At 71.9% G+C, this 24,066-nt stretch carries 16 protein-coding genes and 1 pseudogene; 9 read left to right on the top strand and 8 right to left on the bottom strand.

Going from position 1 to position 24,066, the window contains the following annotated elements:
- Positions 1 to 52: 52 nt before the first annotated feature.
- Complete coding sequence (locus WMF45_RS01130; RefSeq protein ID WP_437715130.1) at positions 53 to 1,006, bottom strand: S1 family peptidase; 954 nt, start codon at positions 1,004 to 1,006, stop codon at positions 53 to 55.
- 541 nt (positions 1,007 to 1,547) lie between these two features.
- Here WMF45_RS01130 and WMF45_RS01125 point away from each other — a divergent pair.
- The 5 genes from WMF45_RS01125 to WMF45_RS01105 all read left to right on the top strand — a co-directional run bounded on the left by WMF45_RS01125 (position 1,548) and on the right by WMF45_RS01105 (position 9,494).
- Positions 1,548 to 2,996, top strand: coding sequence for a cytochrome P450 (locus tag WMF45_RS01125; RefSeq protein ID WP_437715129.1), 1,449 nt, complete (start codon positions 1,548 to 1,550; stop codon positions 2,994 to 2,996).
- Positions 2,997 to 3,237: 241 nt separating this feature from the next.
- Positions 3,238 to 3,495 (top strand): hypothetical protein, encoded by a 258-nt coding sequence (locus WMF45_RS01120; RefSeq protein WP_437715128.1) that lies wholly within the window; start codon positions 3,238 to 3,240, stop codon positions 3,493 to 3,495.
- Between the two features lie 219 nt (positions 3,496 to 3,714).
- Positions 3,715 to 4,617, top strand: a complete 903-nt coding sequence (locus WMF45_RS01115) for a hypothetical protein (RefSeq protein ID WP_437715127.1) — start codon at positions 3,715 to 3,717, stop codon at positions 4,615 to 4,617.
- An 85-nt stretch (positions 4,618 to 4,702) separates the two neighbouring features.
- The gene (locus tag WMF45_RS01110) at positions 4,703 to 8,197 is read left to right on the top strand and encodes a PD-(D/E)XK nuclease family protein (RefSeq protein WP_437715126.1); all 3,495 of its coding nucleotides are present in this window, start codon (positions 4,703 to 4,705) and stop codon (positions 8,195 to 8,197) included.
- Positions 8,198 to 8,279: 82 nt separating this feature from the next.
- On the top strand, positions 8,280 to 9,494 hold the full coding sequence (locus WMF45_RS01105; RefSeq protein ID WP_437715125.1) for an ABC transporter permease: 1,215 nt from the start codon (positions 8,280 to 8,282) through the stop codon (positions 9,492 to 9,494).
- A gap of 63 nt (positions 9,495 to 9,557) precedes the next feature.
- Here WMF45_RS01105 and WMF45_RS01100 read toward each other — a convergent pair whose 3' ends face one another.
- Both WMF45_RS01100 and WMF45_RS01095 read right to left on the bottom strand, forming a co-directional pair.
- Positions 9,558 to 11,915, bottom strand: a complete 2,358-nt coding sequence (locus WMF45_RS01100) for an ATP-binding protein (RefSeq protein ID WP_437715124.1) — start codon at positions 11,913 to 11,915, stop codon at positions 9,558 to 9,560.
- Positions 11,916 to 12,423: 508 nt separating this feature from the next.
- Positions 12,424 to 12,864: a hypothetical protein gene (locus tag WMF45_RS01095; RefSeq protein WP_437715123.1), complete on the bottom strand. Its 441-nt coding sequence runs from the start codon at positions 12,862 to 12,864 to the stop codon at positions 12,424 to 12,426.
- On the opposite strand from WMF45_RS01095, the gene WMF45_RS01090 reads away from it, so the two are divergent.
- Positions 12,844 to 13,767, top strand: a complete 924-nt coding sequence (locus WMF45_RS01090; RefSeq protein WP_437715122.1) for a DUF4142 domain-containing protein — start codon at positions 12,844 to 12,846, stop codon at positions 13,765 to 13,767. The two genes, WMF45_RS01095 and WMF45_RS01090, sit on opposite strands and share 21 nt — an antisense overlap.
- A 176-nt stretch (positions 13,768 to 13,943) precedes the next feature.
- Here the strand turns inward: WMF45_RS01090 and WMF45_RS01085 are convergent, their stop codons facing one another.
- The gene (locus WMF45_RS01085; protein WP_437715121.1) at positions 13,944 to 14,369 is read right to left on the bottom strand and encodes a hypothetical protein; all 426 of its coding nucleotides are present in this window, start codon (positions 14,367 to 14,369) and stop codon (positions 13,944 to 13,946) included.
- Between the two features lie 162 nt (positions 14,370 to 14,531).
- On the opposite strand from WMF45_RS01085, the gene WMF45_RS01080 reads away from it, so the two are divergent.
- Positions 14,532 to 15,185 carry a hypothetical protein gene (locus tag WMF45_RS01080; RefSeq protein WP_437715120.1) on the top strand — a complete coding sequence of 218 codons (654 nt, stop codon included), beginning with the start codon at positions 14,532 to 14,534 and terminating at the stop codon, positions 15,183 to 15,185.
- 145 nt (positions 15,186 to 15,330) lie between these two features.
- Here WMF45_RS01080 and WMF45_RS01075 read toward each other — a convergent pair whose 3' ends face one another.
- On the bottom strand, positions 15,331 to 15,690 hold the full coding sequence (locus WMF45_RS01075) for an arsenate reductase family protein (protein WP_437715119.1): 360 nt from the start codon (positions 15,688 to 15,690) through the stop codon (positions 15,331 to 15,333).
- Positions 15,691 to 16,423: 733 nt separating this feature from the next.
- Between WMF45_RS01075 and WMF45_RS01070 the strand changes: the two genes are divergently transcribed.
- Complete coding sequence (locus WMF45_RS01070) at positions 16,424 to 17,764, top strand: sigma-70 family RNA polymerase sigma factor (protein ID WP_437715118.1); 1,341 nt, start codon at positions 16,424 to 16,426, stop codon at positions 17,762 to 17,764.
- A 24-nt stretch (positions 17,765 to 17,788) separates the two neighbouring features.
- Here WMF45_RS01070 and WMF45_RS01065 read toward each other — a convergent pair whose 3' ends face one another.
- The 3 genes and pseudogenes from WMF45_RS01065 to WMF45_RS01055 all read right to left on the bottom strand — a co-directional run bounded on the left by WMF45_RS01065 (position 17,789) and on the right by WMF45_RS01055 (position 20,432).
- Complete coding sequence (locus WMF45_RS01065) at positions 17,789 to 17,941, bottom strand: hypothetical protein (protein WP_437715117.1); 153 nt, start codon at positions 17,939 to 17,941, stop codon at positions 17,789 to 17,791.
- A 112-nt stretch (positions 17,942 to 18,053) separates the two neighbouring features.
- Positions 18,054 to 18,662: pseudogene (locus WMF45_RS01060) on the bottom strand (hypothetical protein); the annotation flags it as partial.
- Positions 18,663 to 19,511: 849 nt separating this feature from the next.
- Complete coding sequence (locus tag WMF45_RS01055) at positions 19,512 to 20,432, bottom strand: transposase (protein WP_437719681.1); 921 nt, start codon at positions 20,430 to 20,432, stop codon at positions 19,512 to 19,514.
- A gap of 1,141 nt (positions 20,433 to 21,573) precedes the next feature.
- Between WMF45_RS01055 and WMF45_RS01050 the strand changes: the two genes are divergently transcribed.
- A complete protein-coding gene (locus WMF45_RS01050) occupies positions 21,574 to 24,012 on the top strand; it encodes a PAS domain-containing protein (protein WP_437715116.1) in 2,439 nt (812 codons plus the stop codon).
- Positions 24,013 to 24,066: the final 54 nt, after the last annotated feature.

The following is a 24,066-nucleotide window of genomic DNA, read 5'->3' as shown; positions in this document are numbered from 1 at the left end:
CCGCCTCGCGGCGCGGCCCGCGGCCGGCGCCCGCTGGCCTTCACCTGTCGAGTCATCGCACCTGCACGCCGGCGCGGAGCGCGCAGTCCGGGTCGGCCGGGAACGCGCAGGCGAGGGCGCACACCCCATCCTGGCCGCAGTGGAGATCGGCGCAATCGGGGTCGACGATCTCGGGCCCGACGTCACACGCGGCCTCGCAGAGGCCGTCCGCGCGGCACGGGTTGTCCGGCTCGAACTCGTCGATCGTCGGCTGGATGAAGCGAGATATCTGGTCGAGATCGGTGCGCGCCTGCACCCCGTCCAGCGTGCAGGGGTCGTCGCCGAACGAGGTCACGCCGGCGTGGCGCTCGACGCCCCCGCGCACGAGGAACGCCGGACCTCCGGAGTCGCCGGCGCACGTGTTCATGTCGGGGACCTGATAATAGAACTGCGTCGCGTCGATCGTCCCCGGCGTCCCGCCGACCTGGGCGGGGCCGACGGCCACGATCGGGAACGTCACGGCGCGGCGCATGCCAAACCCCGTCCCCGCGACGCCGTCGGAGACACCGTAACCGACGAAGGTGTAGTCCGGCCCGACGTACCAGGTGGTATTCTCCATCGATTCGCGCAGGAGGGGCGCGGGCTGCACGGGCGCGTCGCTCTCCAGGCGGATGAGGGTAAGGTCGTTCTGGAGGCTTGCGGGATCGAAGGCGGGGTGCCTCCTCGACGTCTCGATCCGCACGCTCTCCGAACGCCGCCCGAGGGTCGGGCCGAAGAAGACGCGCGTGAGCGCACCGTGGCAGTGCCCCGCGGTGATCACGGTGCGCCGCGAGATGACGGTCCCGCTGCAGTACGCCCGGTTCCGATTGCCCACGCCCACGACATAGGCGTGCGTCGTGTCCACAGCGCCTCCGACGATGCGCTGCGGGGACGTGAGCAATGGCTGCTCGCCGTCGCCCCCGGGAGCTGCGTCCGCGCAGCCGAGCCCGCCGAGGCACAGGATCGCGATCGGGATGGCATTCTTCATACTGCAACCTTTCCGTCCAGAAATGGTGTCTAGAGCGGCGGATTGCGGAGGCGCCCACGGTTCAGCGCCGCTCGGACCCGCGGGCGCGCGGGGGGCATAACAAGCGCAGTGCCAGCGCCATGCTCGGCGAGCGCGCGTGTCGGCCGCGGGGCGCGCCGGGGAGTCCTGGAATCGCGCGCGAGCGGGGGGATCCCGTCGGGGCGATCACCGCTGGAGGGACGGCGCGGACGTTCGCTCCGCTCCGGAGAGGGCATGGCGCCGCGGTCGCGGCCCTCGCGCGCTCTCCGATGCCACGATCGCGGAGCACCGGTGGCGGGGCAGCGGCCGTCGGCAAGCTCGCCCCCTCGTCGACCCGCGGCTGCCGCGCAGCTTCGCCATGCGCCGGCTCGCCCGGGGGCGCCCCGTCCCCGCGCGCGCGATGCCGGCGCGTGACGAAGGCGGCGCGCCGGTGAGCGCCCACGCACACGCCAGGACGAGCTACGTTGCACCTTGACCGCGGCGGCGCCAGCGCTGGCCGCTCTCGCTCTCTCGAAAGGAGACCATGGAGACCGCCAGAGCAGAAGTCGCCCCTTCAGCGGGCATGCGCGATCTATCGACGCTCCCAGGACCGCGGAGGCTGCCGCTGCTCGGCAACCTCCTCGAGATCCGGCCGACCCAGTTCCACCTCACGCTCGAGGGCTGGAACCGCAGGTATGGCGATCTCTACACCTTCTGGCTCGGCCGCACGCCGGTCATCGTGGTCGGCGGCGCCGAGCTCGTCCAGCGCATCCTGCGCGAGCGGCCGAAGGAGTTCCGCCGCTGGAGCCCGCTGCAGGAGCTCATCGACGAGATGGGCTTCGGCGGCGTCTTCTCGGCCGAGGGGGAGCAGTGGACGCGGCAGCGGCGGCTCGTGATGAGCGCGTTCACCGCCGGGCAGCTGCGCGAGAGCCACGGCACGCTCTCCACGATCACCCGCCGGCTCCGGGAGCGATGGCGCGCGTCGGCCGCGCGGGGGGCGCCGGTCGACGCGCGGCGAGACCTCGCCCGTTACACGGTGGATGTCACCACCGCGGTGGCGTTCGGCCTCGACATGAACCTCATCGAGCACGGCACCGACCCCCTGTCGCACCAGCTCGAGACGGTCTTCGCGTCGCTCAACCGCCGCATCTTCGCGCCATTTCCGTACTGGCGGCACGTCAAGCTGCCCGCCGATCGGGCCCTGGATCAGGCGCTCTCGGAGGTGCGCACGCGGATGCTGGGCATCCTCCGGACGACGCGCGCGGAGCTCGACAGGGATCCGGCGCGGGCCGCGGCGCCTCGCTCGCTGCTGGAGGCATTGCTCGTGGCGCGCGACGCCGACGACCCGAAGGCGCGGCTATCGGAGCAGGAGGTGCTCGGCAACGTGCTCACGCTGCTGCTCGCCGGGGAGGACACGACGGCCGACACGATGGCCTGGATGCTCCACTTCATGGCCCTGCGCCCCGACGTCCAGGCGCGGATGCGGGCCGAGGTCGACGCCGAGCTCGGCGACGCGGATCTGCCCGAGAGCCCGGAGCACGCGCAGCGGCTGCGCTATCTCGGGGCGGTGGCGCAGGAGACGCTGCGGCTGAAGTCCGCGGCGCCGATCCTGTTCATGGAGGCCTGCGCGGACACGTCGGTCGGCTCGCTGCGGCTCGCGACGGGGACGCGGATGATCCTGCTGACGCGGCAGATCGCCCTGAAGGAGGAGCACTTCCACGACGCGGCCTCGTTCATGCCCGAGCGCTGGCTGTCCCCGCGGCCGGCGGGCGCCGGCAAGCACGACCCGCGGGCCGCCCTCGCCTTCGGCAGCGGCCCGCGGGTCTGCCCCGGGCGCGCGCTCTCGATGGTCGAGAGCGCGATGGTGGGCGCCATGGTCGCGCGCGACTTCGATGTATCGCTTGTCGACCCGGCGCGGCCCGTGAAGGAGCTCCTCGGGTTCACGATGAAGCCGGAAGGGCTGTTCGTCCGCTTCGCCCCCCGCCGCCGCTGACCTCCCATCGAGCCTCGTTCCGGGGCCATGCTGGGTTGATCCCACCGAGAGAGACGCCTTGAGCCCATCGGGACACGACGTGCATACCTCCTTCCAATCCGCAAAGCTGCGCTACCTCCTGGTCCTCGGTGTCGCCGTCGTTTCCTTTGCGCTCGGATGGTTTCTCAGGCCATCCGTCCGCGTCGCTGGCTTTCCGGAGCTAGGGGAGCTGCAGCCGTTCACGAAACGGGGCTGCACGAAGGTGGGAGTCCCGTTAACGGAGCTCGGAGCGTTCTCGGAGGCCTCGCTCCGCTACTCGCCCGGCGACAGCGCGCGGCTCCAGGTGGTGGCCTTCCGCCGCACGGGCCCGGACGCGGAGCTGCTGCAGCTCGACGCGGGCGAATACGATGACGAGTTCGACGCCAGCGGCGAGGTCTTCAAGCTGCGCTGGGATGCAGCCAAGGGGTGGCAGGTCGGCGACTGTCACACGGTCGTCAGGTACTGGCCTGGAAGGCCGTGAGCCGGGCGTCGTGCTCATCCCGCTCATCCGAGCGGAAGTCCCACGCGGCCGACAAAGATTTCCACACAACTGGCTCTCCCTTCAGGTAAGCGCTTGTTCTCGCACGCTGCATTACGCACACAGCTCTACTTTCGCAGCGCAAATCGCGGCTTTTCGATTGGCCACTTCGCATCGAACAAGGCTGGACATGCCGCGATGCTCGATTAGAGTCCCGCGCCGATGCACAACCGCTCCGACCAGTTCACCAAGAGCTTGCTGCGGGACGGGCTGAGCCTCGTCTCGGCGGCCGAGACCGAGGTCGAGGTGCTGGCGGCGACACAGAAGATCGATGTCTACAGCGTGCCTGATCCCGCGCGGGCGTCCGAGCGCGCCGCCATGGGCCTGCTCGGCGAGCTGTCGGCGGAGCCGAGCCTGTTCGAGCCGTTCCACGGCACGCCGAGCCTTCGTCAGGTCCGGCAATGCCTGCGCAAGCAGCTCACGTGGCACCACGAGCTCGAGCGCCGCGCCCGCTCTGCAGCGCGCTCCGTCGCGCCGGACGAGGACACGGACACGCCACCGCAGCCGGCGGTCGCCTTCCCTGCGCTGGTCGTCATTGGCCCGGGGCGTCCCGAGACGGTGCTCGACGCCTACCGGTGCGAGCCGGAGCAGGCTGGCGTCTACCAGGCCGTGCCGGGCCTGGCGATGCGCGTGGTGGTGCTCGCGGAGCTGCCCCGGACGCGCGCAACCCTGCTGCTGCGGCTGCTCGGCTCGGGCCGCCGCTTTCGCGAGGCGGTGGCGGACCTGGCGGCGTTGCCCCGCGATGCCTGGGAGAAGAGCGTCGTCATGCCGCTGCTGTTACACTTCGGGCTCGACCAACAGGAGCCGACGACCGACGAGGAGGACGATGTGAGCGCAGAGATCCAGGCTTGGTTCGAGGAATACAAGCAGCAGCTCCGCAACGAGGGGCGCGCCGAGGAGGCGGCGCGTGCCGTGCTGACCGCGCTCCGGGTTCGCGGCATCGCCGTACCGGACATCCTGCGCAAGCGTATCCTGATCGAGAAGGATCCTGAGCTCCTGGAGCGGTGGCTTGAACGGGCCATCGTCGCTGCATCGATCGCCGATGTGCTCCCGGACCTGAGCTGAGCGATGCCAGCCAACGGCAGACTGCCGAGCTCGTAAGCCTCACTCATCACCTCCCCGCGGCCTCTGCCGCCTTTCGAGCCACCCCGTGCCCCACGCCGTCATCACCTCCCCCAGCGCCGCCGCCCGCCTCGATCGGGCCGTGGGCTGGCTGCGCCGCCGGCGCCCCGCGGAGCGCGTGCTCCTCGTCGGCGCCTCGGTCGAGGCCGTGAGCGAGCTCGCCCGCGCGTCGATCCGCGGCCGCCGCGCCACCTTCGGCTGGCACCGGCTGACCCTGGGGCGCCTCGCCGCCGCGCTCGCGATGCCGGCGCTCGCCGAGCGCGGCCTCGTCCCGGCCAGCGCGCTCGCCATCGAGGCGCTCTGCGCGCGCACCCTCGACGGGCTCGCGCAGGACGGGCTGCTCGGCCGCTTCGCCCGCGTCGCGGATCGACCCGGGCTGCCGCGCGCCGTCGCGCGGACCCTCGACGAGGCGCGGCTCTCCGGCGTCGCGCCGGACGCGCTCGCGCCGGCCGATCTCGACCGCATCGCCCACGCCTTCGACGCCGCGCTGGACGACGCAGGGCTCGCCGATCGCGCGATCGTCCTGCGCCTCGCGGCCGAGCGCGCCCGGGCCGCGGACGACGGCGACCCCCGCTCGCGCCACCCGCTGCTCGGGTTGCCGATGCTCCTGCTCGACTTGCCCGTGCGGTTCGCCCTGGAGCGCGAGCTCCTCGAGGCCGTCGCCGCGCGCTCGCCGGACGCGCTCGCCACCGTGCCGGCCGGCGACGCCGCGTCGCTGCGCCACCTGCAGGCGGCGCTCCGATCGCCGCCGCGACGAGTCTCGCTGACCGCGGTCTCCGCCGCGCACGACGGCGCCGGCGCGGGCAATGGCGTGGACGACGGCGCCGACGACGGCGCGGGCGACGAGCCGCCGCCGGTAGCGCCCAGCACCTCGCTCGCGCGCCTGCAAGAGCACCTGTTCGACCCGCTGACCGACGAGGCCCCCGGGCTCGGCGACGAGGTCGAGATCCTCTCCGCGCCCGGCGAGAGCCGGGAGTGCGTGGAGCTCGCGCGCATCGCGCTGCGCGAGGCCGCCCGCGGCGTGCCGTTCGAGCGGATGGCGATCCTCCTGCGCGCGCCCGAGCAGTACCGCGCGCACCTCGTCGAGGCGCTGCGCCGAGCCGGGATCCCTGCGCACTTCGCGCAGGGCTCGGTGCAACCCGACCCGGCGGGCCGCGCGCTGCTCGCGCTGCTCGCGTGCGCCGCCGAGCACCTGTCGGCGTCGCGCTTCGCCGAGTACCTCTCGCTCGGGCAGGTCCCCGACGCGACGCCCGCAGGCGAGCCGCCGCCGGCCGCGCCCGAGGCCGATCGCTGGGTGCCGCCGGACGACGACCTCTTCCCCGAGCTCCTGCGCGGCGGCTTCGACGAGGCGCCTCCGGACGACGACATGGCGGGGGAAGATCTCGGGTTCGATCCGCCAGGGAAGAGCTTCAGCCCGGCCGCCCAGACCCCCGGTCCGACAGCCCCGAACCCCGATCCGACAGCCCCGAACCCCGATCCGACAGGCCAGGGCCCCGACGCCCCCGTGCACGACGGCACCCTGCGCGCCCCGCGGCGCTGGGAGCGCATCCTCGTCGACGCGGCGGTGATCGGCGGGCTCGATCGATGGGAGGCGCGGCTCTCGGGCTTCGAGCGGGAGCTCCGGCTTTCGCTCTCCCGCGCCCCCGAGGACCGCGACGCCGCGCGCATAGCGCGGACGCTCGCGGACCTCTCGGCCCTCCGCGCCTTCGCGCTGCCGCTGCTCGCGGCGCTGCCCGGCCCGGGCGAGCGCGCGACCTTCGGCGAGTGGCAGCGCCGCCTCTCGGCCCTCGCGACGCGCGCGCTCCGGCGGCCCGAGCGCGTGCTCGCCGTGCTCGCGGAGCTCGCGCCGATGGCCCACGTCGGCCCGGTGGACCTCGGCGAGATCCGCCTCTGCCTCTCGCGCCGCCTCACCGACCTCGTGCTGCCGCCGGCCGCCCGCCGCGACGGGCGCCTGTTCGTCTCGCCCATCGAGGGCGCCCGCGGGCGCTCGTTCGACGTGGTCTTCGTGCCCGGGCTCGCCGAGCGGATCTTCCCGCAGAAGGTCACCGAGGATCCGATCCTCCGCGACGCCCTCCGCCGGACGATCGCCGGGGGCGACTCGGGCCTCGACACGAGCGACGACCGCGTGGCGCGCGAGCGCCTCGCGCTCCGGCTCGCGGTCGGCGCGGCCCGCCAGCGGCTCGTCGTGTCGTACCCGCGCGTGGACATGGATCAGTCCCGCCCTCGAGTGCCTTCGTTCTATGGCCTCGAGCTCCTGCGCGCGGCCGAGGGCAGGCTGCCCGGCTTCGGGGAGCTCGAGCGCCGCGCCGAGCAGGGCGGCGCCGCGCGCATCGGCTGGCCCGCGCCCGCGCGGCCCGAGGACGCCATCGACGCGGCCGAGCACGACCTCGCGCTCCTCGAGACGCTCTTCAGCCTGCCGGAGGCGCAGACGGTCGGCACCGCGCGCTACCTGCTCAACGCCAACCCCCACCTCGCGCGGGCGCTCCGGTTCCGCGCGCGGCGCTGGATCCCTGGCTGGACGAGCGCCGACGGGCTGTTCAAGCCGATCGCGGAGGCGCGCGAGGCGCTCGCGAAGCACGCGTTCGGGCGCAGGTCGTTCTCGCCGACCGCCCTCCAGCACTTCGCCGCGTGCCCTTACCGATTCTTCCTCTACGCCGTGCACAAGCTCGCCCCGCGCCCGGCGCCCGAGGCGATCGAGGAGCTCGACCCGCTCCAGCGCGGCCGGCTCGTGCACGACGTGCTCTACGAGGTGCTGGTCGCCCTGCGCGACGCGGGCAAGCTGCCGCTCGGCCTGCCAGCGCTCGACGAGGCGCGGGCCGAGCTCGATCGGGCGCTCGACCGCGTCGCCGCGCGCTACGCGGACGAGCTCGCGCCGGCGATCCGGCGCGTCTGGGACGACGGCATCGCGTCGGTGCGGGCCGACCTCCGGGAGTGGCTGCGGCGCGCCGCGGAGGACCGCGACTGGGAGCCGATCCATTTCGAGCTGTCGTTCGGGCTGCCGCGCCGCCTCGCCACCCGCGATCCGGGGAGCTCGGACGCGCCCGTGGAGCTCGACTGCGGCGTCCGGCTCCGGGGCTCGATCGACCTTGTCGAGCGGAGCGTGTGGGGCGCGATGCGGGCGACCGACTACAAGACGGGCAAGGCGCGGGCGCCGCGCGACGCGGTCGTGAGCGGCGGCGGCACGCTCCAGCCGGTCCTCTACGCGCTCGCGCTGGAGAAGCTCATGCCCCCGGGCACGCAGGTCGAGTCCGGGCGGCTCTACTACTGCACCTCCGCCGGCGGGTTCACGGAGGTGCCGATCTACCTGGACGCGCGGGCGCGCGACGCGGCCGCCCAGGTGGCGGGGATCATCGGGGACGCGATCGACAAGGCGGCGCTCCTGCCGATGCCGGCGGAGGGGGCGTGCGCGCAGTGCGATTACCGGCCGGTGTGCGGGCCCTACGAGGAGCTCAGGACCGGGAAGATCAAGCGGCGCGACATCGAGCCGCGGCGGCGGCTGGAGCAGCTCCGCCGGCTCGCGTGAACGCGGTGTCGCACGGAAGCGTCGCCCCCAGGCGGTGGCCCGCGATCGCCGGGGGCGTGGCCGGGGATGTATACACTCCGTCATGCACAGCAAGATCGCTTTGCCCTGCGCCCTGCTCGCGCTCGCGGCGACGGGCACCGGTTGCAATCTCATTTTCGGCATCGAGCCTGGCACGGAGGGGCCTTCCGCCGCTTCCTCGACGACGACGAGCAGCGGACCTGGTGACGGAGGCTCCGCCCAGACGACGTCGGGCGGCGATGGGGGCGACGGCACAGGCGGCGACGGGGGCGACGGCGCGGGGGGCGACGGTGGCGATGGCGCCGGCGGCACGCCCTCGTGCCCCCCGTCGAACTGCGCCGTGGGGGAGTGCCCGGTGACGCAGATGCAAGGGGAGCTCGGGTCCAACGTGAAAGGCATGGTGGTCACCCGGGATCTCGTGCTCATGGCCAACAACCAGGCCATCGTCGCCCTCCCGAAGGACGGCGGGGCCGCGCGCACGCTCCCGGGCACCCTCGGCTTCGGGGATACCGCCTGGATCACCTACTCGGGCGGGCAGCTCTCGTGGACCAACTGGAGCAATGGAGACGTGCTGGGGATCTCGATCGAGCCGCCGAGCTCCAGCCCGATCCAGATCGCGCAGGTCCCCTTGCAGGAGAACGGTGATCCGGCGGTCACGGCCTTCGGCCGGATCGCCTCCTTCGGCGACAGCGTCTACTGGGCGACGCAGACGCCCGCAGCCATCTGGCGGGCCAAGGCCGACGGCAGCCAGGCCGTCGCCGAGCTGGTCGCCCCCGACGACCACCCGATCGGCGTCGCCGTCGACGCGACGCACGTCTACTGGTCCAACTACTGGTCGCGCCAGATCCTGCGCAAGACGAAGGATCCGCTCGGCGAGACCGCCGAGGTCTTCGCGGAGACGAACGGCAACCCGACCACGCTCGTCCTCGCCAACGGCGTCGTGCACTGGGTGACCGACACCAACGGCGCGGTCCAGTCCAAGGCGACGAGCGCGGCGCCGAGCGCCCCGCCCTTCACCACCACGGTCGACGCTCAGGCCGTCGCCAAGTCGCTCGCGGTGGACGACGAGTTCGTCTACTGGACCGTTTACATGAACAGCGAGGGGAAAGGCGAGGTGCGGAGGGCGCACCTCGGCATGGGGGACATGATCACCCTCACGACCGGGCAGCCGTACTTCTTCGAGATCGCCGTCGACTGCGGGTCCATCTACTGGAACGTCAACAACGTGGAAGCCGACGAGGAAGGCGTGGTGTTCCAGATGCCGAAGCCCTCGAACTGAGCACCTTGTCACCTGCGTCCGCGGCTGATTGCACCCTTCCGGGCAGCTCGGCATGCGCGGCGGCTACGCGGCGCCCTCCGCCTCTTCCCTCCTGGGCCACGTGAACCGGAACGTCGCGCCGCTCTTGCCGTCCGACTCGACCCACGCCCGCCCGCCGCGGCTCTCCACGATCTTTCGCACGATGGCGAGGCCGATCCCCGTGCTCTCCACCTTGTCCCTCGCCTGCAGCGTCTGGAACATCCCCCACACCTTCTCCTGGAACGCAGGCGCGATCCCAGGCCCGTTGTCGGACACGGAGACCTCGACCCTGTCGCCCTGCTCCCGGGCGGACACGGAGACCGCCGCGTCCTCGCGGCCAGCGTGCTTGAGGCCGTTCGTGATGAGGTTCATGAGCACCTGTTGCAAGGGCACCCTGTACGTCCGCAGGGTCGCCGGCGGCACGTCGAGCGTCACCCGCGCGGGCGGCCTCGGGGCGATGAGCTCGACCACCTCCCTCGCCAGCCTCTCGAGGTCGACGCTCTCCGGCTTCTGGCGGAACCTCGTGGCGCGGGAGTAGGCCAGGATCCCCTCGATCAAGGCCTCCATGCGCCGCACGCGCCCGCGCAGGAGCTCCATCTGATGGCGCGTGTCCGCGGTGAGCTTGTCCGAGAGGTCCTCCTCGATCCACTGGGCGAGGCTCGCGATGCCCCGGAGGGGCGCCTTCAGGTCGTGGCTCGTCACGTACGCGAACTGGTCGAGCTCGGCGTTGGTCCGCTCCAGCGCGCGGATGAGCGATTGCGCCTCCTGGAACCGCCTCGCGTTGTCGATCAGCAGGGCGACGCGGTTCGCGAGCTCCTCGGCGAGCGCGACGTCCGCCTGGCTGAAGCGGCGGCCCGACTCCGCGTGGACCAGCGTCAGCGCGCCGATGGTCCGGTCGCGCCCCCGGAGCGGGACGACGACATACGATCTCAGCCCGAGCGACCGGATCAGGCGCAGGTGCTCGGGGCCCAGCGCGGCGGACTCGATGGCGGCGTCCGGGATGTCGGCCATCCACTCGGAGCGACCGGCGCGGATCACCGCGGGCACGCCCGCCGGGGCGTCGGGCCGGGGCGGGGTCATCGCCCGGAGGCGCTCGGCGAGCTCGATCTTCGCGGGATCGCCGTGGTGGACGGCCACGCGCTCGATGGAATCGCCGTTCAGCATGTCGACAGCGCACCAGTCGGCCAGGGTGGGGACCGCCAGGTGGGTCAGGTGCGTGAGCCGCGACGCGACGTCGAGCGAGCCGGAGAGCGCGGCGCCCGCCTCGCTCAGGAGGCGGAGCGTCGCCTGCTGCCGCTCGAGCTCCGCCGCGAGCATCTCCGCGCGCGCCCGGGCCTCGCGCTCCCGCTCGAGGAGGCGCGCCCTGTCGAGCGCCGACGCGCAGTGTACCGCCACGCTGAGCAGGAACTCGCGCTCTTCGGGGCTCCACGCGCGATCGTCCGCGAACGAGAACGCGAGGCCGCCGAGCAGCGCCGCGTGGGCGACGATCGGCAGGACGGCGAGCGCCTTCACGTCGTCGCGGACAGGCCGCAGGGCCGCGAGCTCGGGGTACGCGGCGTGCAGGCTTTGCCTCGTGTCCACCCAGATGGGGCGGCGCTCCCGGAGCGCGTCCGAGAGCGGCAGTCGGGCGTCGAGGGGCACCCTCGCGTAAGGGCTCGTGCGCTTCTCCTCGAGCCCCGAGTGGCCGACGAGCGTCGCGACGCCGGCCGCCTCGTCCGCCGTGTACATCATCGTCGTCGAGGCGCCGAGCACCCGGTGGATGTCGCTCACGACGGCGGCGGACACCTGCTCGACCGTCACGGCGCCGCTCAGCGCGGTGCTGACCGCGAGCAGCGCCTGGGTGAGCCGGGCGCGGCGATCGAGCTCCTCGACCCGCTTCGTGAGCTGCGCGGCGAGCTCGCCGCGCTCGGCCTCGACCTGCTTGAGGCGCGAGATGTCGGCGAACACCGAGATCCCGCCCTCGAGCTCGCCGCCAGGCCCGATGATGGGCGCGGCGCTCCCGAGGACCATGCCATACGTCCCGTCGAAGCGCTGAATCCGGGTCTCCTCGCTCTCGATGACCTGCCGTTCGGACATCGCGCGGGCCATGGCCCAGTCCTTTGCCTCGTACGGGCGGCCGTCCTCGTGGAAGGCGCGATAAAGCGTCCAGTCGTTGATCGATTCGGTCGAGGCGCTGCCGGCCCAGATGCGCTCCGCTGCCCGGTTGTGCAGGACGAGCTTCCCGGAGGCGTCGCAGAGGATGACGCCGTGCGGGCTGTGCTCGAGCACGGCGTCGAGCCACCCGCGATCCCGGGACCCCACGGCGCGGAGCCGCTCGAGCTCACGCTTCAGGGCCTCGATGTCCGTCGTGTCGACGCGGGCGGCGGGCCCGGGAGACGGGCCGTTGTGCGCGGAGGTTCTCATAGGATGACGACGACCGGCGCCTCGGAAGAGGGCCGAGGCGGCGCTCGGTCGGACGTCGCCGGAGCTTACGCACATCGATGGCGCGGCGGAAGGCGGCGCGACCCGGCCGAGCGGGTTCCTCACGCGCGGCGCGCGCATGCCCGGCTACTGGTGGCGATCCGGCCGCCTGGCAGCTTGTCCGCCGCCGCACAGGCGCGGGCGGACGGCGCCGGCAGCGGCGCGCCCTCGCGCGGGCGAGTGCCCGAGCGGGTCCTTGGAATCAGGGTCGATCGCCGGGCCGGCCGCTGCGCACCGGCTGGGTCTGGGTCAACGCCGAGCGGGACTGCGACTCTCGGCGCGATCGCGCCGGGGGCGCAGGGGCGCTCGGGGAAATGACGATGCTGGCTTAGGGCTCCACCTCGCTCACCATCCTCGCTTCCCGAACCCAGATGTTCGGGGCCGATAACCGGCAGGTGAGCGCAACAGCGCGCCGGTGTCGGCCAAGGAGCAAGCAATGATGGGCAATCGTTCAGGTCGCCTCATGGCGATCATGTTCGCTGGGAGCTTTGTCCTCGCGGGGGCCGGCGGCTGCATGGGCAGCGACGATGACGCCGAGGCGAATCGCGATGGAAGGGATGGGCGAGAGCGGACCGGCACGGGCCCCGACGGCAGGAGCCACGGACAGACGGCCCGAGACGGCGCGCGAGGCGCCGGGAGGGGCGGTGGAGCGCAGGCCGGCGGCCGGCAGGGAGGCCGCGAGCAACCCGGTCATCAAGGCGGCCGACAGGGCGGCGGACAGCGCGCGGGCGACAGGCAGATGTGCGGCGAGCAGGCCGACCATCAAGGCGGCAGGCAAGGGGGCCGCGGGCAGATCGGCAGTCAGGGCGACAGGCAAGGAGGCCGCGGAGAGCGCAGCGCGACGCAGCAGCCGTCGGACGCGGAGCTCACGATGCTGATCTCGTTCATCCATCAGAAGGAGGTGGATCTGTCGCAGATCGCCTTGGACAAGGCCGAGTCCCCGGATGTGAAGCGCTACGCCGAGCAGATCGTCGAGGAGCACTCGCAGGCCGAGCAGATCGGCGCGGGCTCGAGGGGTTCAGGTGTGAAGATGGAGTCGTGCTCGCGTTGCCGGGAGCTCGACGAGAGCTCGACCGAGGTGAGCGGAGCGCTGGAAGAGGAGGAAGGCGCCGAGTTCGACACGGCCTTCATCTGGGCTCAGATCTCCTTCCATCGCCGCGCCCTCGAGCTCCTCGACGTGCCGGGCGTCGCGAACGCGGAGAACGCCAGGATACGAACCAGCGTGAAGGCGATGCGAGCGGACGTCGAGCAGCACCTGACCGAGGCCGAGCAGCTGTTCTGCTTGCTGCTCCACGAGCAGCAGGGAGACGGCCAGCAGCAACGCGGCCAGCAGGAAGGCACCCAGCCCGGCCAGCAGCAACGCGGACAGTTCGGCTGGGCGCAAACCGGCCAGCAGCAGGGCATCCAGGTCGGACAGCAGCAGGGCATCCAGGTCGGACAGCAGCAACGCGGACAGGCCAGCCAGCAGCAACGCGGACAGGCCAGCCAGATGCAGCCTGGTCAGCGGCAGGGCGCCCAGCTCGGACAGCAGCAACGCGGACGGCAGCAACGCGGACAGGCCAGCCAGATGCAGCCCGGCCAGCGGCAGGGCGCCCAGCTCGGCCAGCAGCAACGCGGACAGCAGCAACGCGGACAGGCCAGCCAGATGCAGCCCGGCCAGCGGCAGGGCGCCCAGCTCGGCCAGCAGCAACGCGACCAGTTCGGCCGGCTGCAACCCGGCCAGCAGCAACGCGGCCAGCAGCAAGGCCCCCAGGCCTACGCGCAGCGGCAAGGGGAATCGCAGAAGTCCCAGTAACAGGGCTTCATGTCCCCCAGGGCGGCGGCGACGGCGCCTGCTCGCGGCCTTCGCGAGCGCCGAGCTCCCCGAGCGCGACCCCGCCCACCCGATCCAGGAACGGCGTCCATGATCTCATGACCGCGATCGCGGGCGAGTAGGCGCCTGCGCGCCGTCTCTCAGGCGAGCCGCTCGCGTCATGAGTCGATCCACGTCCACGGGAAGTCGACCTCCACCAGCGTGTCGGCGCCGTCGAGCACGTCGACGCTCTCGACGCGCACGATGTCGCTCATCGCGTGTCCGTCGAAATCCACGAGCCAGACGTCGACGTCATAGTACCCCTCGGAGAGGCCGTCGATGGTGAGGCCGAGATCATCGCAGTCCCCCACCGCGTCGAGGACGAGGAAGCCATCCTCGTCCTCGACGCTGACCGCGACCCCGCTCACGTCGTGATCGAAGCACGCCCACGGGTCGTCGCTGCCGTCAATGGTCAGGGCGACGGTGAGCGAGCCGCGCGTGAGGTGATCGTGGTCATCGTCATGATCGACGACGATGCACCCCGTGAGCGAGGCAGTGGCGAGGACGCAGCCAGCGAGACCGGTGAGCACCTTCGAAAGTTTCATGGGGATCGTCTTCCTTTATCCAAGTCTGGCGCTGTCGCGCCGATGCGCGGCACGGCAGCAAGCGCTATACCAGCGAGCGGCGCCCTGCGGTGCCACGCGGCGGCGCTCCCCCTTCGCCGGGTGGCACCGCAGTTGCTCCTGTGAACCCCCATGGAGATGAACGTGCCAGTCCTCGATGTTTCCTCCCCCAGAGCTGCGGCGCGCGCTCAGCAGCGCAGCAGCAGGCTCGCCATGCTGGCCGCGCTCGTTGCGCTCGCGCTCCTCGGCGCGACCGGGTGCGCGGCAGAAGTCCACACCAGGGCCGCTGCGCCGGCGCATGCGACCGTCACGTACCAGGAGTTCGCGGTGTACGAGGAGCCGGTCGTTCACATCGCAGCGGCGCCGGTCCACGTCGAGACCTACCCGCGCGTGTACTACCGCGGCACCTACGTCTACTATGTGGACGGCCGCTGGTACTACCCGTCGCACCACGGCTGGGTCTACTACCGGGACGAGCCGCGCGCCCTGGTCCGCTACCGCGTCGGCTTCGAGGGACACGGCCACCATCACCATCACCACGTGCACCGCACAACCACGGTCAGGCCGGCAGCGACGGTCCGGGCGGGGGCCTCGGTCAGGGCGGGGGCCTCGGTCAGACCGGCAACCACGGTCAGGCCGGCAACCTCGGTCAGGCCGGCAACCTCGGTGAGGGCAGGGGCGACGGTGAAGGCGGGGGCCTCGGTCAGGCCGGTGACTCCGGCGAAGCCGAAGCCGGCGAAGAAGCATCGCGTGGAGCGTCGACGGCACCACGTCGAGGAGAGGCGCCCCGAGCGCTGACTGCCGCCTCAGCGTTGGCACAAACGTTGCGATTGCACCAGCGACGAGGCGGCGGCGGGAGTCGCGGTATGACCGCGCTCCCTTCGAGGCCGCCTCGGCCCGCGCACGGGCCCCGCCTCCCCCGATCCCCTCGCCCGCCCTTCCGCTACCCGCCCTTCGCGGCGTCGGCGAAGGCCTTCCAGGTCGCCTCGGCCGCGCCCACGCAGGCGCGCGTCCCGTCGCGCACGATGGGCGTGCGGAGCAGGAGCGGATCGTCGACGAGGAGCTCCGCGAGCCGCGCATCGCTCGGGCCGAGGTGCTGGAGGCCGCGCTCCCTCACCCGCGCGCTCTCCGCGTCGTAAAGCGCGCGCACGCCGCCCACCGCGCGCGCTACGCTCGCGAGCTCCCCCTTGGAGAGGCCCTTGTCGCGCAGATCGACGAGCTGCACCTTGATGCCCCGGTCGGCGAAAAACCGCTGCGCCGCCCGCGTCGCCTTGCACTTGGCCGTGCCGAAGATCTGGATCATGCGCGTCGCTCCTCGGTGGAATGGCTACCGCGCGCTCCGGAGGGCAGCGCGGGCGTGGAGCATAGCAACCGCTGCCCGGACGGCGCAGGGCCAGCGGCGCGCGGGACGCTCCGCGTCGTGCCCGAAGCGAAGCGCATCGCCCCGAAGCGCGGCTCAGCAGCAGCGCCACCGCGCGCAAGGGTCGCTTCTTCCGACCTACGTTGCCGTCCGGTGCCGTCTCAGATCGATCCGCCCCGTCGCGGCCGCTCCACCAGACAGATGGCGACCTCGCTCCGCCCCCTCCAAGGCCGCCCGCTCCGGTCTCGACCGGCCCCGCTCCCCCGCCGGACGGTCCCGGCAACTCGCGACCTCGCCGTACCCTACTCCGATGCCGCCCGTGTCGGTTCGAGAGCGCCCCCTCTCGAGCCCCTCCGCCAGCGCCCTCACGTCGCGCCCTCCAACGCCCGCTTCTCCGCCACGCGGCGCGATCGAGCCGGACGCGTCCGCTCGTCCGGCGACGTACACTCGTCCGGCAACGCCCACGCGCGCGCCGCCATCCCAGGACAACGAGAACGCGCCGCGCCGAGCGGGACAACAACACCGAAAAACGCCGTGGAAATGCGCCATGTCGGCGGTCGATTCGTTTTCCTATTTACGTCCTCAGCGGTTAGGATATCGAGGCGCATTGATGATCGTGCCCCCTCACACCCTTCGCGGTCGGGTACGACGCAGCGGCAACACTGGAGCGCATTGAATGAGGTTCCGTCCCTCGCTCTCGACGAGCGAGTCCGAATCGAGTCATCCCGTTTCCATCGCTTCCGCGGGCGGACGCGCGGGCGAGCGCGCGCCAGCTCGGCGCGCGAAGGCCACCGGCGCGCAAGCCACGCTCGGCGCGACCGAGCTCTACTTCAGGGCGCTCGCCGGCAGCCAGCCGCTGACGCGCGAGGGCGAGGTCGCGATCGGCCGTCGTATCGAGGCGGGCGCGCTCGCCTGCTTCGAGGCGTGGGTCCGGTCGCCCGTCGCGCTGCGCGAGCTCGCCTCGACGGCAGAGGACGTCCAGGTCGGGGCGCTGAGCCTCCGGGATCTGCTGTGCGAGACCGACGCGGGTGATCCCGAGGCGGACGCCTCCGCGAAGCGGCTCGAGGCGCTGCTCGATCTCGCCCGCTCGCTCCTCGGCCGGCAGATCACCGAAGACGGCGTGGAGACCGCCCTCGCGGGCCTCGCCGCTGGCCTCGCCGAGCTGCGCCTCGATCCGACCTTCGAGGAGCGCATCGAGCGGAGCCTTCGCGCAGCAGCGGCCGAGGCGGACAAGGCGGAGCGCGCCTCGATCGAGGCCACGATCGCTGCGATCGCCCGGGGGCGCCGCGCCGTCGCGCAGGCGAAGTCCGAGCTCGTCCAGGCGAACCTCCGGCTCGCGGTCGCCATCGCGCGGGAACACCAGCGCTTCGGCGTCCCGCTGCTCGACCTCGTGCAGGAGGGGAACCTCGGCCTGATCCGCGCCGCCGACAAGTTCGAGTACCGCCGCGGCCACCGCTTCGGCACCTACGCCGCGTGGTGGATCAAGCAGGCGATCAAGCGGACGATCCTCAACCAGGGAAAGCCCGTTCGGATGCCGGTCCACCTCACCGCGATCCGGAGCCAGGTGGTGCGCGCCCGGCGAGATCTGGTGCAGGAGCGGGGGCGCGAGCCTTCCGTCGAGGAGATCGCGGAGCGCAGCGGCCTCACCGTGGAGAAGGTGCGGGTGATCAGCGAGCTCGCGCTCGAGCCGCTCAGCCTCGACGCCCCCGTCGGCGAGGAGGGGGATACCCGGTACGGCGATCTGCTGGCCAACGACGAGCCCACGCCCGCGGACATGCTGGCCCGGCGCCGGCTGATCGAGCAGACGCGCGAGCTGCTCGACTCGCTGCAGCCGCGCGAGCGCGAGCTCCTGCGGCGCCGCTTCGGCCTCGACGGCAACGAGGACGAGACGCTCGAGGAGATCGGGCAGTCGTTCTCGCTGACGCGGGAGCGCATCCGTCAGATCGAGGCGAAGCTGCTGGAGAAGCTCCGGACGCGCTCGCGGCAGCGAGAGCTCGGCTCCTATCTCGAGGGGTGAGGGCGCGGGAAGCGCCGGCGCGCTTCAGAAGCTGTACCCCACCGCGCCGCCCAGCCGGTGAGACGAGCCGGCCGCGTTCTCGTACGCGACCTCGACGTGGTTGGGGGCGACGGCGTCGACGAGCAGGCGCTCGTCCTTGCCGTCGGACAGCCGCCCGTCCCGGCTCCCGAAGATCATGCGCCACGTCACGGGCAGGCCGAGGCCGAGGGCGGCGCGCGCCGAGCGCGCCGAGCGCCGCCTGCACCGGCGCGGAGACCAGGTTGGTCTCCTCGGAGCCGAGCTGGCCGCTCTGGTTGGAGCCCCAGCGCACGACGCGGCCGTCGTCGAGCAGCGCGCAGCCGTGCCGCCCGCCGGCGATGACGGCCTTCGCACCGGCGACGCCCTCGACGAGGGTGACGCCGACGACGTCGTCAGCGCTGTCGACGATGGGCCCGCCGCCGCTCTGACCGTTGCGGTTCCAACCCCAGCACGCCACCTGTCCCGTGCCGAGCACAACGCAGCTGTGGCGCCCGCTCCCGCCGCAACGTCGGTCGTGCCGCCCCCGCCGCAACGTCGGTCGCGCCGCGCACGCCCAACGCCCGCCGCAACGTCGGTCGGGCAGCGGGAACCCACCCGGGTTGAGGACGAGGCGAGGCGAGGCGAAGCGAGGAGGACGTCGCCGGGAACCCACCCGGGTTGAGGACGAGGAGGACGAGGAGGACGAGCGGGGTTGAGGACGAGGAGGACGAGGAGGACGAGCGGTGGCCTCGGGATCGAAGCCGAGCTGGTGGCTCCAGTTGTCGCCCAGCAGACCACGGTGTCGGCACCGCGCACGGCGCACGTGAACCCGAGCGACGGGTCGTCCGCTCCACGAGCCAGCCGGCCGCGAGCTCAACCACGCCCTCCAGGCCCGGCACATCGCGCGCTGGCACCGGGCAACGCCCACCAGCCACGACGTCAGCGCCCCCGGAAATGTCGGCGCAGCCCGCCGGCACGATGCCGAGGAAGCCGCCCACTTCATCTCCCAGACCTGCCCCTCCCCTCGTCGAAGAGCGTGCACGTGTGCCGCGGACCAGCGGCGAGACGCACGGGGTCCGCGGCGAGCGAGACATACCTCGGGGAGGTATTCAGCGAGCTGATGGAAACGTCGCCAAGCTGGTCCGCGTCGTCGTGCCCCAGCACGCGGTATTACCGTTCCTGAGAATCGCGCAGGTATGGCAGGCACCGGCGACGAGCTGCGCTGCGGCTTCGAGCGCCTTCACGCGCACGGGGGTGAAGTGGTAGTCCTCCGAGCAGCCACCGGCAAGGGGCGCCCTGATGAGCAGCGAGGCGGCCGCCCACCGTCGGGAGATGAGACCTCTTCGTCCGACCATCATTCGCCTCGTGCGCGTGCCTGCATAACCCACCCTACCCAGGTTGCGCCGCGCCCGGCGCCCGGCGCCGCGCCCGAAAACGACCGACCTACCTTGCGATGCCGCCAGGTTGCGTTGCAACCGGGGCGCGGCGGCACCCCACCCCGGAATGACTATCCCATGGGTCCATCTTTGGAGAGGAATCATTGGGCTCGGCCACCCATCGCGTACAGCACTCTGCCCATGACGCCGCTTCCTCTGCGTTCGGCATCGCCTGCAGACGTACGAAGGCACGGGTACACCGCCGCACGAGATTCGGCCGTCCACACCGCCGGTCCCAGACGGACGCGCCCCACGATAAGGCGCTGATACCTGGCCCATCCCGCCCGCCTCCCTGCCACGGCGCCGCTAGGGCTCTACACCGTGAGCACGACGTCGGCCACGCTGGCGCCGTGAAACGTGCGCATCCACCACGTCCCCGCGGGGAATACAGCGCTGCGTACGCCGGCACGCCATCGCTCCAGTGCCGCACGGTACGACGCTCGAAACGCACGCACAGCGGCACCAGCGATTCGCCACGCATCTCCCTGCTCGCGACCCACCGCGAACGTCGGATTGCCGTCGCGCAGCGGCTCGAAGCTCGTCACGCGCTCGTAAGGGGACACCTTGCAGGCTCTCTCGGCGCCCAAGAAGCGAAGTCCTCGCCGCTGCACCTCCGCGCGGGCCCGCGCTTCGTGTCGCTCGAGCTCGGCAGAGACGTCCTGGCGAAAGCCCTCCGCGCTGTCCTGCTCGATGGCCGGCGGCAGCGCGAGCGAGACCGTCGCTTCCTCGGGCCACTGGGGGTTTTCGGGGTCGAGATACACCGAAGGCCGTGCCGCGCGCAGCACGCCGCGACCGAGGTCGTCCACATCCACCTTGGCGCCCGGCCACTCGCGAGCATGCTGCACCAGGCCAGCGGCGACAGGATTCGCCATGACATAAGCAATTTTCTCCACCACCGCTGCGCGCGTCAGCAGCCGCACCACGCTCGTGGCCTCGTGGTCCCACACCGGACCTTCCCACCCGCGAAGCACCTTCGTGCCGAGCGCGACGATGCGATGGAAGAATTGCAAGAACCGCGGCAGGACGCCCCTCGAGTCGGTCACGACCAGGTGCAGATGCGTCGACATGGCGCAGAGCGCATGGACCTCGATGCCGTAACGGCGGGTCGACACCGCGAGGACGTAGACCAGGAGCTCGGTGATTGCCGCATCCGGGCGGAAGAGCAGGTGCCGGCGCAGTACGCGACGGGTGATGAGGTAGGTGGCTCCGGCAGCGATCTCGCGGGGCTGGCTCATGACAGGCGCAATAAAACAAGCGCCGTGCCAGGGATTTTCATCAATCATTTCGCGGCCCGACCAAGCTTCGTGGGTGGCGGCCGCCTGGCGGTCCGCCACCCGAGCGGGAGCCGTTGCGACTACTACTACCCCAACCTGGGTTGCGGTTAGTCCGGTTAGTCCGGCTGCAACCTGGTCGGGTCACCACCGCCGCCAACCGATATCGGATCCGCTGCACCTGGTCGGTCCACAGGAGCCGGGCGCCAACCTGGATCGGGTCAGCCGGGCCGCCAACCTGGGTCGGGTCCGCGCCGCCAACCTGGGTCGGGTCCGCGGGTCCGCGGGTCCGCGCCGCCAACCTGGGTCGGGTCCGCGCGCCGCCAACCTGGGTCGGGTCCGCGCGCAACGCTCACACTGTAATTCACGTTTTCTCTTGCGCATCTATGTCGCTCAGCCGTAGGGCATCGACAGGTCGCGAAGACCTTCTGAGTGGGGGAGGATGAAAGCCACATGAAACCTCGCCGCGCAAAGGCCGGGGGTCTTCCTGCATCGCGTGAATCATGGGTTGCGTCTCCGCACCCCCGCGTGGAAACGCCGCTCTCGGTTCGATGGTTCACCGGAATGCCCATGTCCCGGTGTGATTGGCCATCACAAAGCCAGAGCCCGCGCGCCTGTGCGGCGCAACCGAGGTATGCCACCTCCGCACGCCCGGGTGCGCGCGACGGAGTTCGACCCCTACAGCGACGATGAGAGGTTGCCGTCAGTATGCAAATCGCCCCCGCACTTCGAGAGGTGCGGGGGCGCTTGGCCTTCCCCACGAGAAAGCGACGCTGCCCAGTAGCCGCCTCCCAGCGCGCTGGCCGCTGCGCGTTTCCTCCCAGGCGTCCTCAGCCAGCGCGGGCACGGCAGAGCCGCCGCCGGCCTGCACCGGCCCGGGCCATGGACGGCCGCGTGAACCAGGTTGCGGCGCGAAGGCTCGTGAACCAGGTTGCGGCGCGAAGGCTCGTGATAGTCTCGCTCCGCGCTCACCAGGATCCGGGTAGAAGGCGCGAGGGGCGGATTGAACAGCGACGACAGAGGGCGCGGAGCCGAACGGGGTGGACCGTCCAGGGAGCGACACCGCGGGGATCCGCCCGCGTCGGACGACACGCTCGCCCGCGCCGTGGCCGACGCGTCGATGGCCCTCTCGCGCGCCGGCGATGACAGTCCGCAGCAAGCGATCGTGGCAGCGGCCGCGCGCCTCCTCCACGTCGACATCGCCTGCCTCTACGATGTCGCGCAGGCGCCGCACACGCTCGGGCTCGTCGCCTCCGCGGGCGGCAGCGCGGGCTCGCTGGACGCCCTCCGGCGCCTGCCGCTCGACGCCCCGAGCCTCGCCGGCGCCGCCGCCCGCTTGAACGTCGCGCAGATCGCGCCCGAGGACGAGAGCGCCGACGCGCTCCTGGACGCCGGCCATCTGCGCCGACGCTGCGGCTGCACCCGCGCGTTCGCGATCCCCATCGCCTTCGCCGGCACCCTCCGCGCGGTGCTGCTCTGCGCCACGGCGCAGCCCGCCCTCCCGCAGGCCGAGCTGCTCGAGATCGCGGGCGCCCTGTCGAGCCTCTTCGGGATGGCGCTCACCGCCCCCGAGCTGCACGCCCAGCGCGCGCGGATCGACGAGCTCGAGCGGGAGAACCACGAGCTCGAGCGCGCGCGCGAGCAGCTCCACGCGACGCTCGCGGAAGCCAGGCAGACGGAGGCCGCGCTCCGGCTGAGCGAGGACAGCCTCGCCCGCGCGCAGAGGTTGGCGAAGCTGGGCAACTGGGACTGGCGCATTCCGAGCAACGAGCTGCTCTGGTCCGACGAGTGTTATCGGATGCTGGGCCTGTCCCGCGACGCCGGCGCGCTCACGTACGAGCGGTTTCTCGCCTGCATCCACCCGGAGGACCGCGAGGGTGTGATACGCTCCGTCGACCTAGCGCTCCAGGGCGCCCTGCCCTATTGCGTCGATTACCGGATCGTCCGCCCGAACGGCGAAGAGCGCTTCCTCCACACCGAGGCGGACGTGATCCGCGCCGAGGACGGCTCTCCGCTGCGGATGATCGGCACGGCCCTCGACGTCACCGAGCAGCGGCGCGCCGATCGCGCCTTGCGGCTCAGCGAGGAGCGCCTGCGGCTGATCGCGGAGCACGCGAGCGACGTCATCTTCCATATACGGCTCGGCCCGGAGGGGGGCTACGAGTACATCAACCCCGCCGTCCTCGAGCACACCGGCTATCCGCCCGCGGCCTGGTACGAGAACCCTGAGCTGTTCATCACCCTGCTCCATCCCGAGGACGTCGGGCGCTATGATGCGTTCGTCGAGCACATGGCCGCGGCCGGCGGCCGGCTCACCTTCCGGATCATCGACAGGAGCGGCCGGACCCGCTGGGTCTCGACCCACATGACGATCCAGCACGACGAGCATGGAAACCCGATCGCCGGGATCGGCATCTCGCGCGACGTCACCACGGAGAAGCTCGCCGACGAGGAGCGCGACCAGCTCCTCGGACAGCTCGCGGCCGAGCGGCGCTGGCTCCACGCGGTCATCGAGCGCTCGCCTGTCGGCATCCTCCTCCTCGACCGTTCCGGCGCGCAGATCGCCCGGAATCGCCGCGCCCAGGAGCTCGCCGGGACAGACTCGCCGCCCGGGCTCCCGGGCGCATGGTGCCTGTGCCTCCCCGACGGGGAGCCCCTCACGGACGAGGAGCAGCCGTCGGCGGGCGCGCTGCGAGGCGAGGTCACGAGCTCGAGGGAGCTGTCGCTCCGGCGCGCCGACGGCAGCATGCTGGCGGTGCTCGCGAGCGCCGGCCCCATCGTCGATGGAAACGGCAAGCTGCTCGGCGCGGTCGTCGTCTTCGACGACATCACCCGGCTCAAGGAGCTCGAGCGGCTCAAGGAAGAGTGGACATCGGTCGTCGCGCACGACCTGAAGCAGCCCGTGACGACGATCATCGGCTACGCGACCCAGCTCGAACGGAAGCCCCAGCTCACGACCGCGGTGAAGACGAGGGCGGGACACATCCTGGCGAGCGCCAGGCGGCTCGGGCGGATGGTCTCCGATCTCACGGACATCTCCCAGATCGAGTCGCGTCGCCTCGCGATCGAGCGCGCCCCCATCGACCCGCGCGCGCTCGTGGAGGCCGTCGTCGAGCGGATGGCGAGCGAGACCGAGGGGCGCGCTGTCGACGTCGAGAGCCGCGGGGAGATCCCGATCGTGCACGCGGACGCCGGGCGCGTCGAGCAGGTGCTCAGCAATCTCATCTCCAACGCCGTCAAATACGGTGATCCAGAGACGCCGATACAGGTGGCGCTGGAGCGGCGCGACGACGCGGTGCAGATCTCCATCCGGAACAGCGGCCGCGGGATCCCGGCCCAGGACCTCCCGCTCCTGTTCGAACGCTTCTTCCGGGGAAAGGCGAAGGAGGAGCGCGTGGTCGGCCTCGGCCTCGGCCTGTACATCGCGAAGGGGCTGGTCGAGGCCCACGACGGCGAGATCTGGGTCGAGAGCCCCGAGGGGGGCCACACGACGTTCCATTTCACGCTTCCGGTGGGCGCGGCGCCGCGCCGGGATGCAACGTAGCCACGAGCCGCCCGGCCCTCGGAGGGGGCCTACCGAGAGGAGATGGCCTGCTGT

Source organism: Sorangium sp. So ce448 (assembly GCF_051520915.1).
GTDB classification, from domain to species: Bacteria; Myxococcota_A; Polyangia; order Polyangiales; family Polyangiaceae; genus Sorangium; species Sorangium cellulosum_B.
Note: the sequence above shows the minus strand (reverse complement) of the source record. Positions and strands in the feature narration are given on the sequence as shown.

Coding starts and splice junctions, on each gene's coding strand:
- WMF45_RS01130 (WP_437715130.1), bottom strand. CDS start 1,006: ATGAAGAATGCCATCCCGATCGCGATCCTGTGCCTCGGCGGGCTCGGC.
- WMF45_RS01125 (WP_437715129.1), top strand. CDS start 1,548: ATGGAGACCGCCAGAGCAGAAGTCGCCCCTTCAGCGGGCATGCGCGAT.
- WMF45_RS01115 (WP_437715127.1), top strand. CDS start 3,715: ATGCACAACCGCTCCGACCAGTTCACCAAGAGCTTGCTGCGGGACGGG.
- WMF45_RS01105 (WP_437715125.1), top strand. CDS start 8,280: ATGCACAGCAAGATCGCTTTGCCCTGCGCCCTGCTCGCGCTCGCGGCG.
- WMF45_RS01100 (WP_437715124.1), bottom strand. CDS start 11,915: ATGAGAACCTCCGCGCACAACGGCCCGTCTCCCGGGCCCGCCGCCCGC.
- WMF45_RS01090 (WP_437715122.1), top strand. CDS start 12,844: ATGCTGATCTCGTTCATCCATCAGAAGGAGGTGGATCTGTCGCAGATC.
- WMF45_RS01095 (WP_437715123.1), bottom strand. CDS start 12,864: ATGGATGAACGAGATCAGCATCGTGAGCTCCGCGTCCGACGGCTGCTG.
- WMF45_RS01085 (WP_437715121.1), bottom strand. CDS start 14,369: ATGAAACTTTCGAAGGTGCTCACCGGTCTCGCTGGCTGCGTCCTCGCC.
- WMF45_RS01075 (WP_437715119.1), bottom strand. CDS start 15,690: ATGATCCAGATCTTCGGCACGGCCAAGTGCAAGGCGACGCGGGCGGCG.
- WMF45_RS01070 (WP_437715118.1), top strand. CDS start 16,424: ATGAGGTTCCGTCCCTCGCTCTCGACGAGCGAGTCCGAATCGAGTCAT.
- WMF45_RS01065 (WP_437715117.1), bottom strand. CDS start 17,941: ATGATCTTCGGGAGCCGGGACGGGCGGCTGTCCGACGGCAAGGACGAG.
- WMF45_RS01055 (WP_437719681.1), bottom strand. CDS start 20,432: ATGAGCCAGCCCCGCGAGATCGCTGCCGGAGCCACCTACCTCATCACC.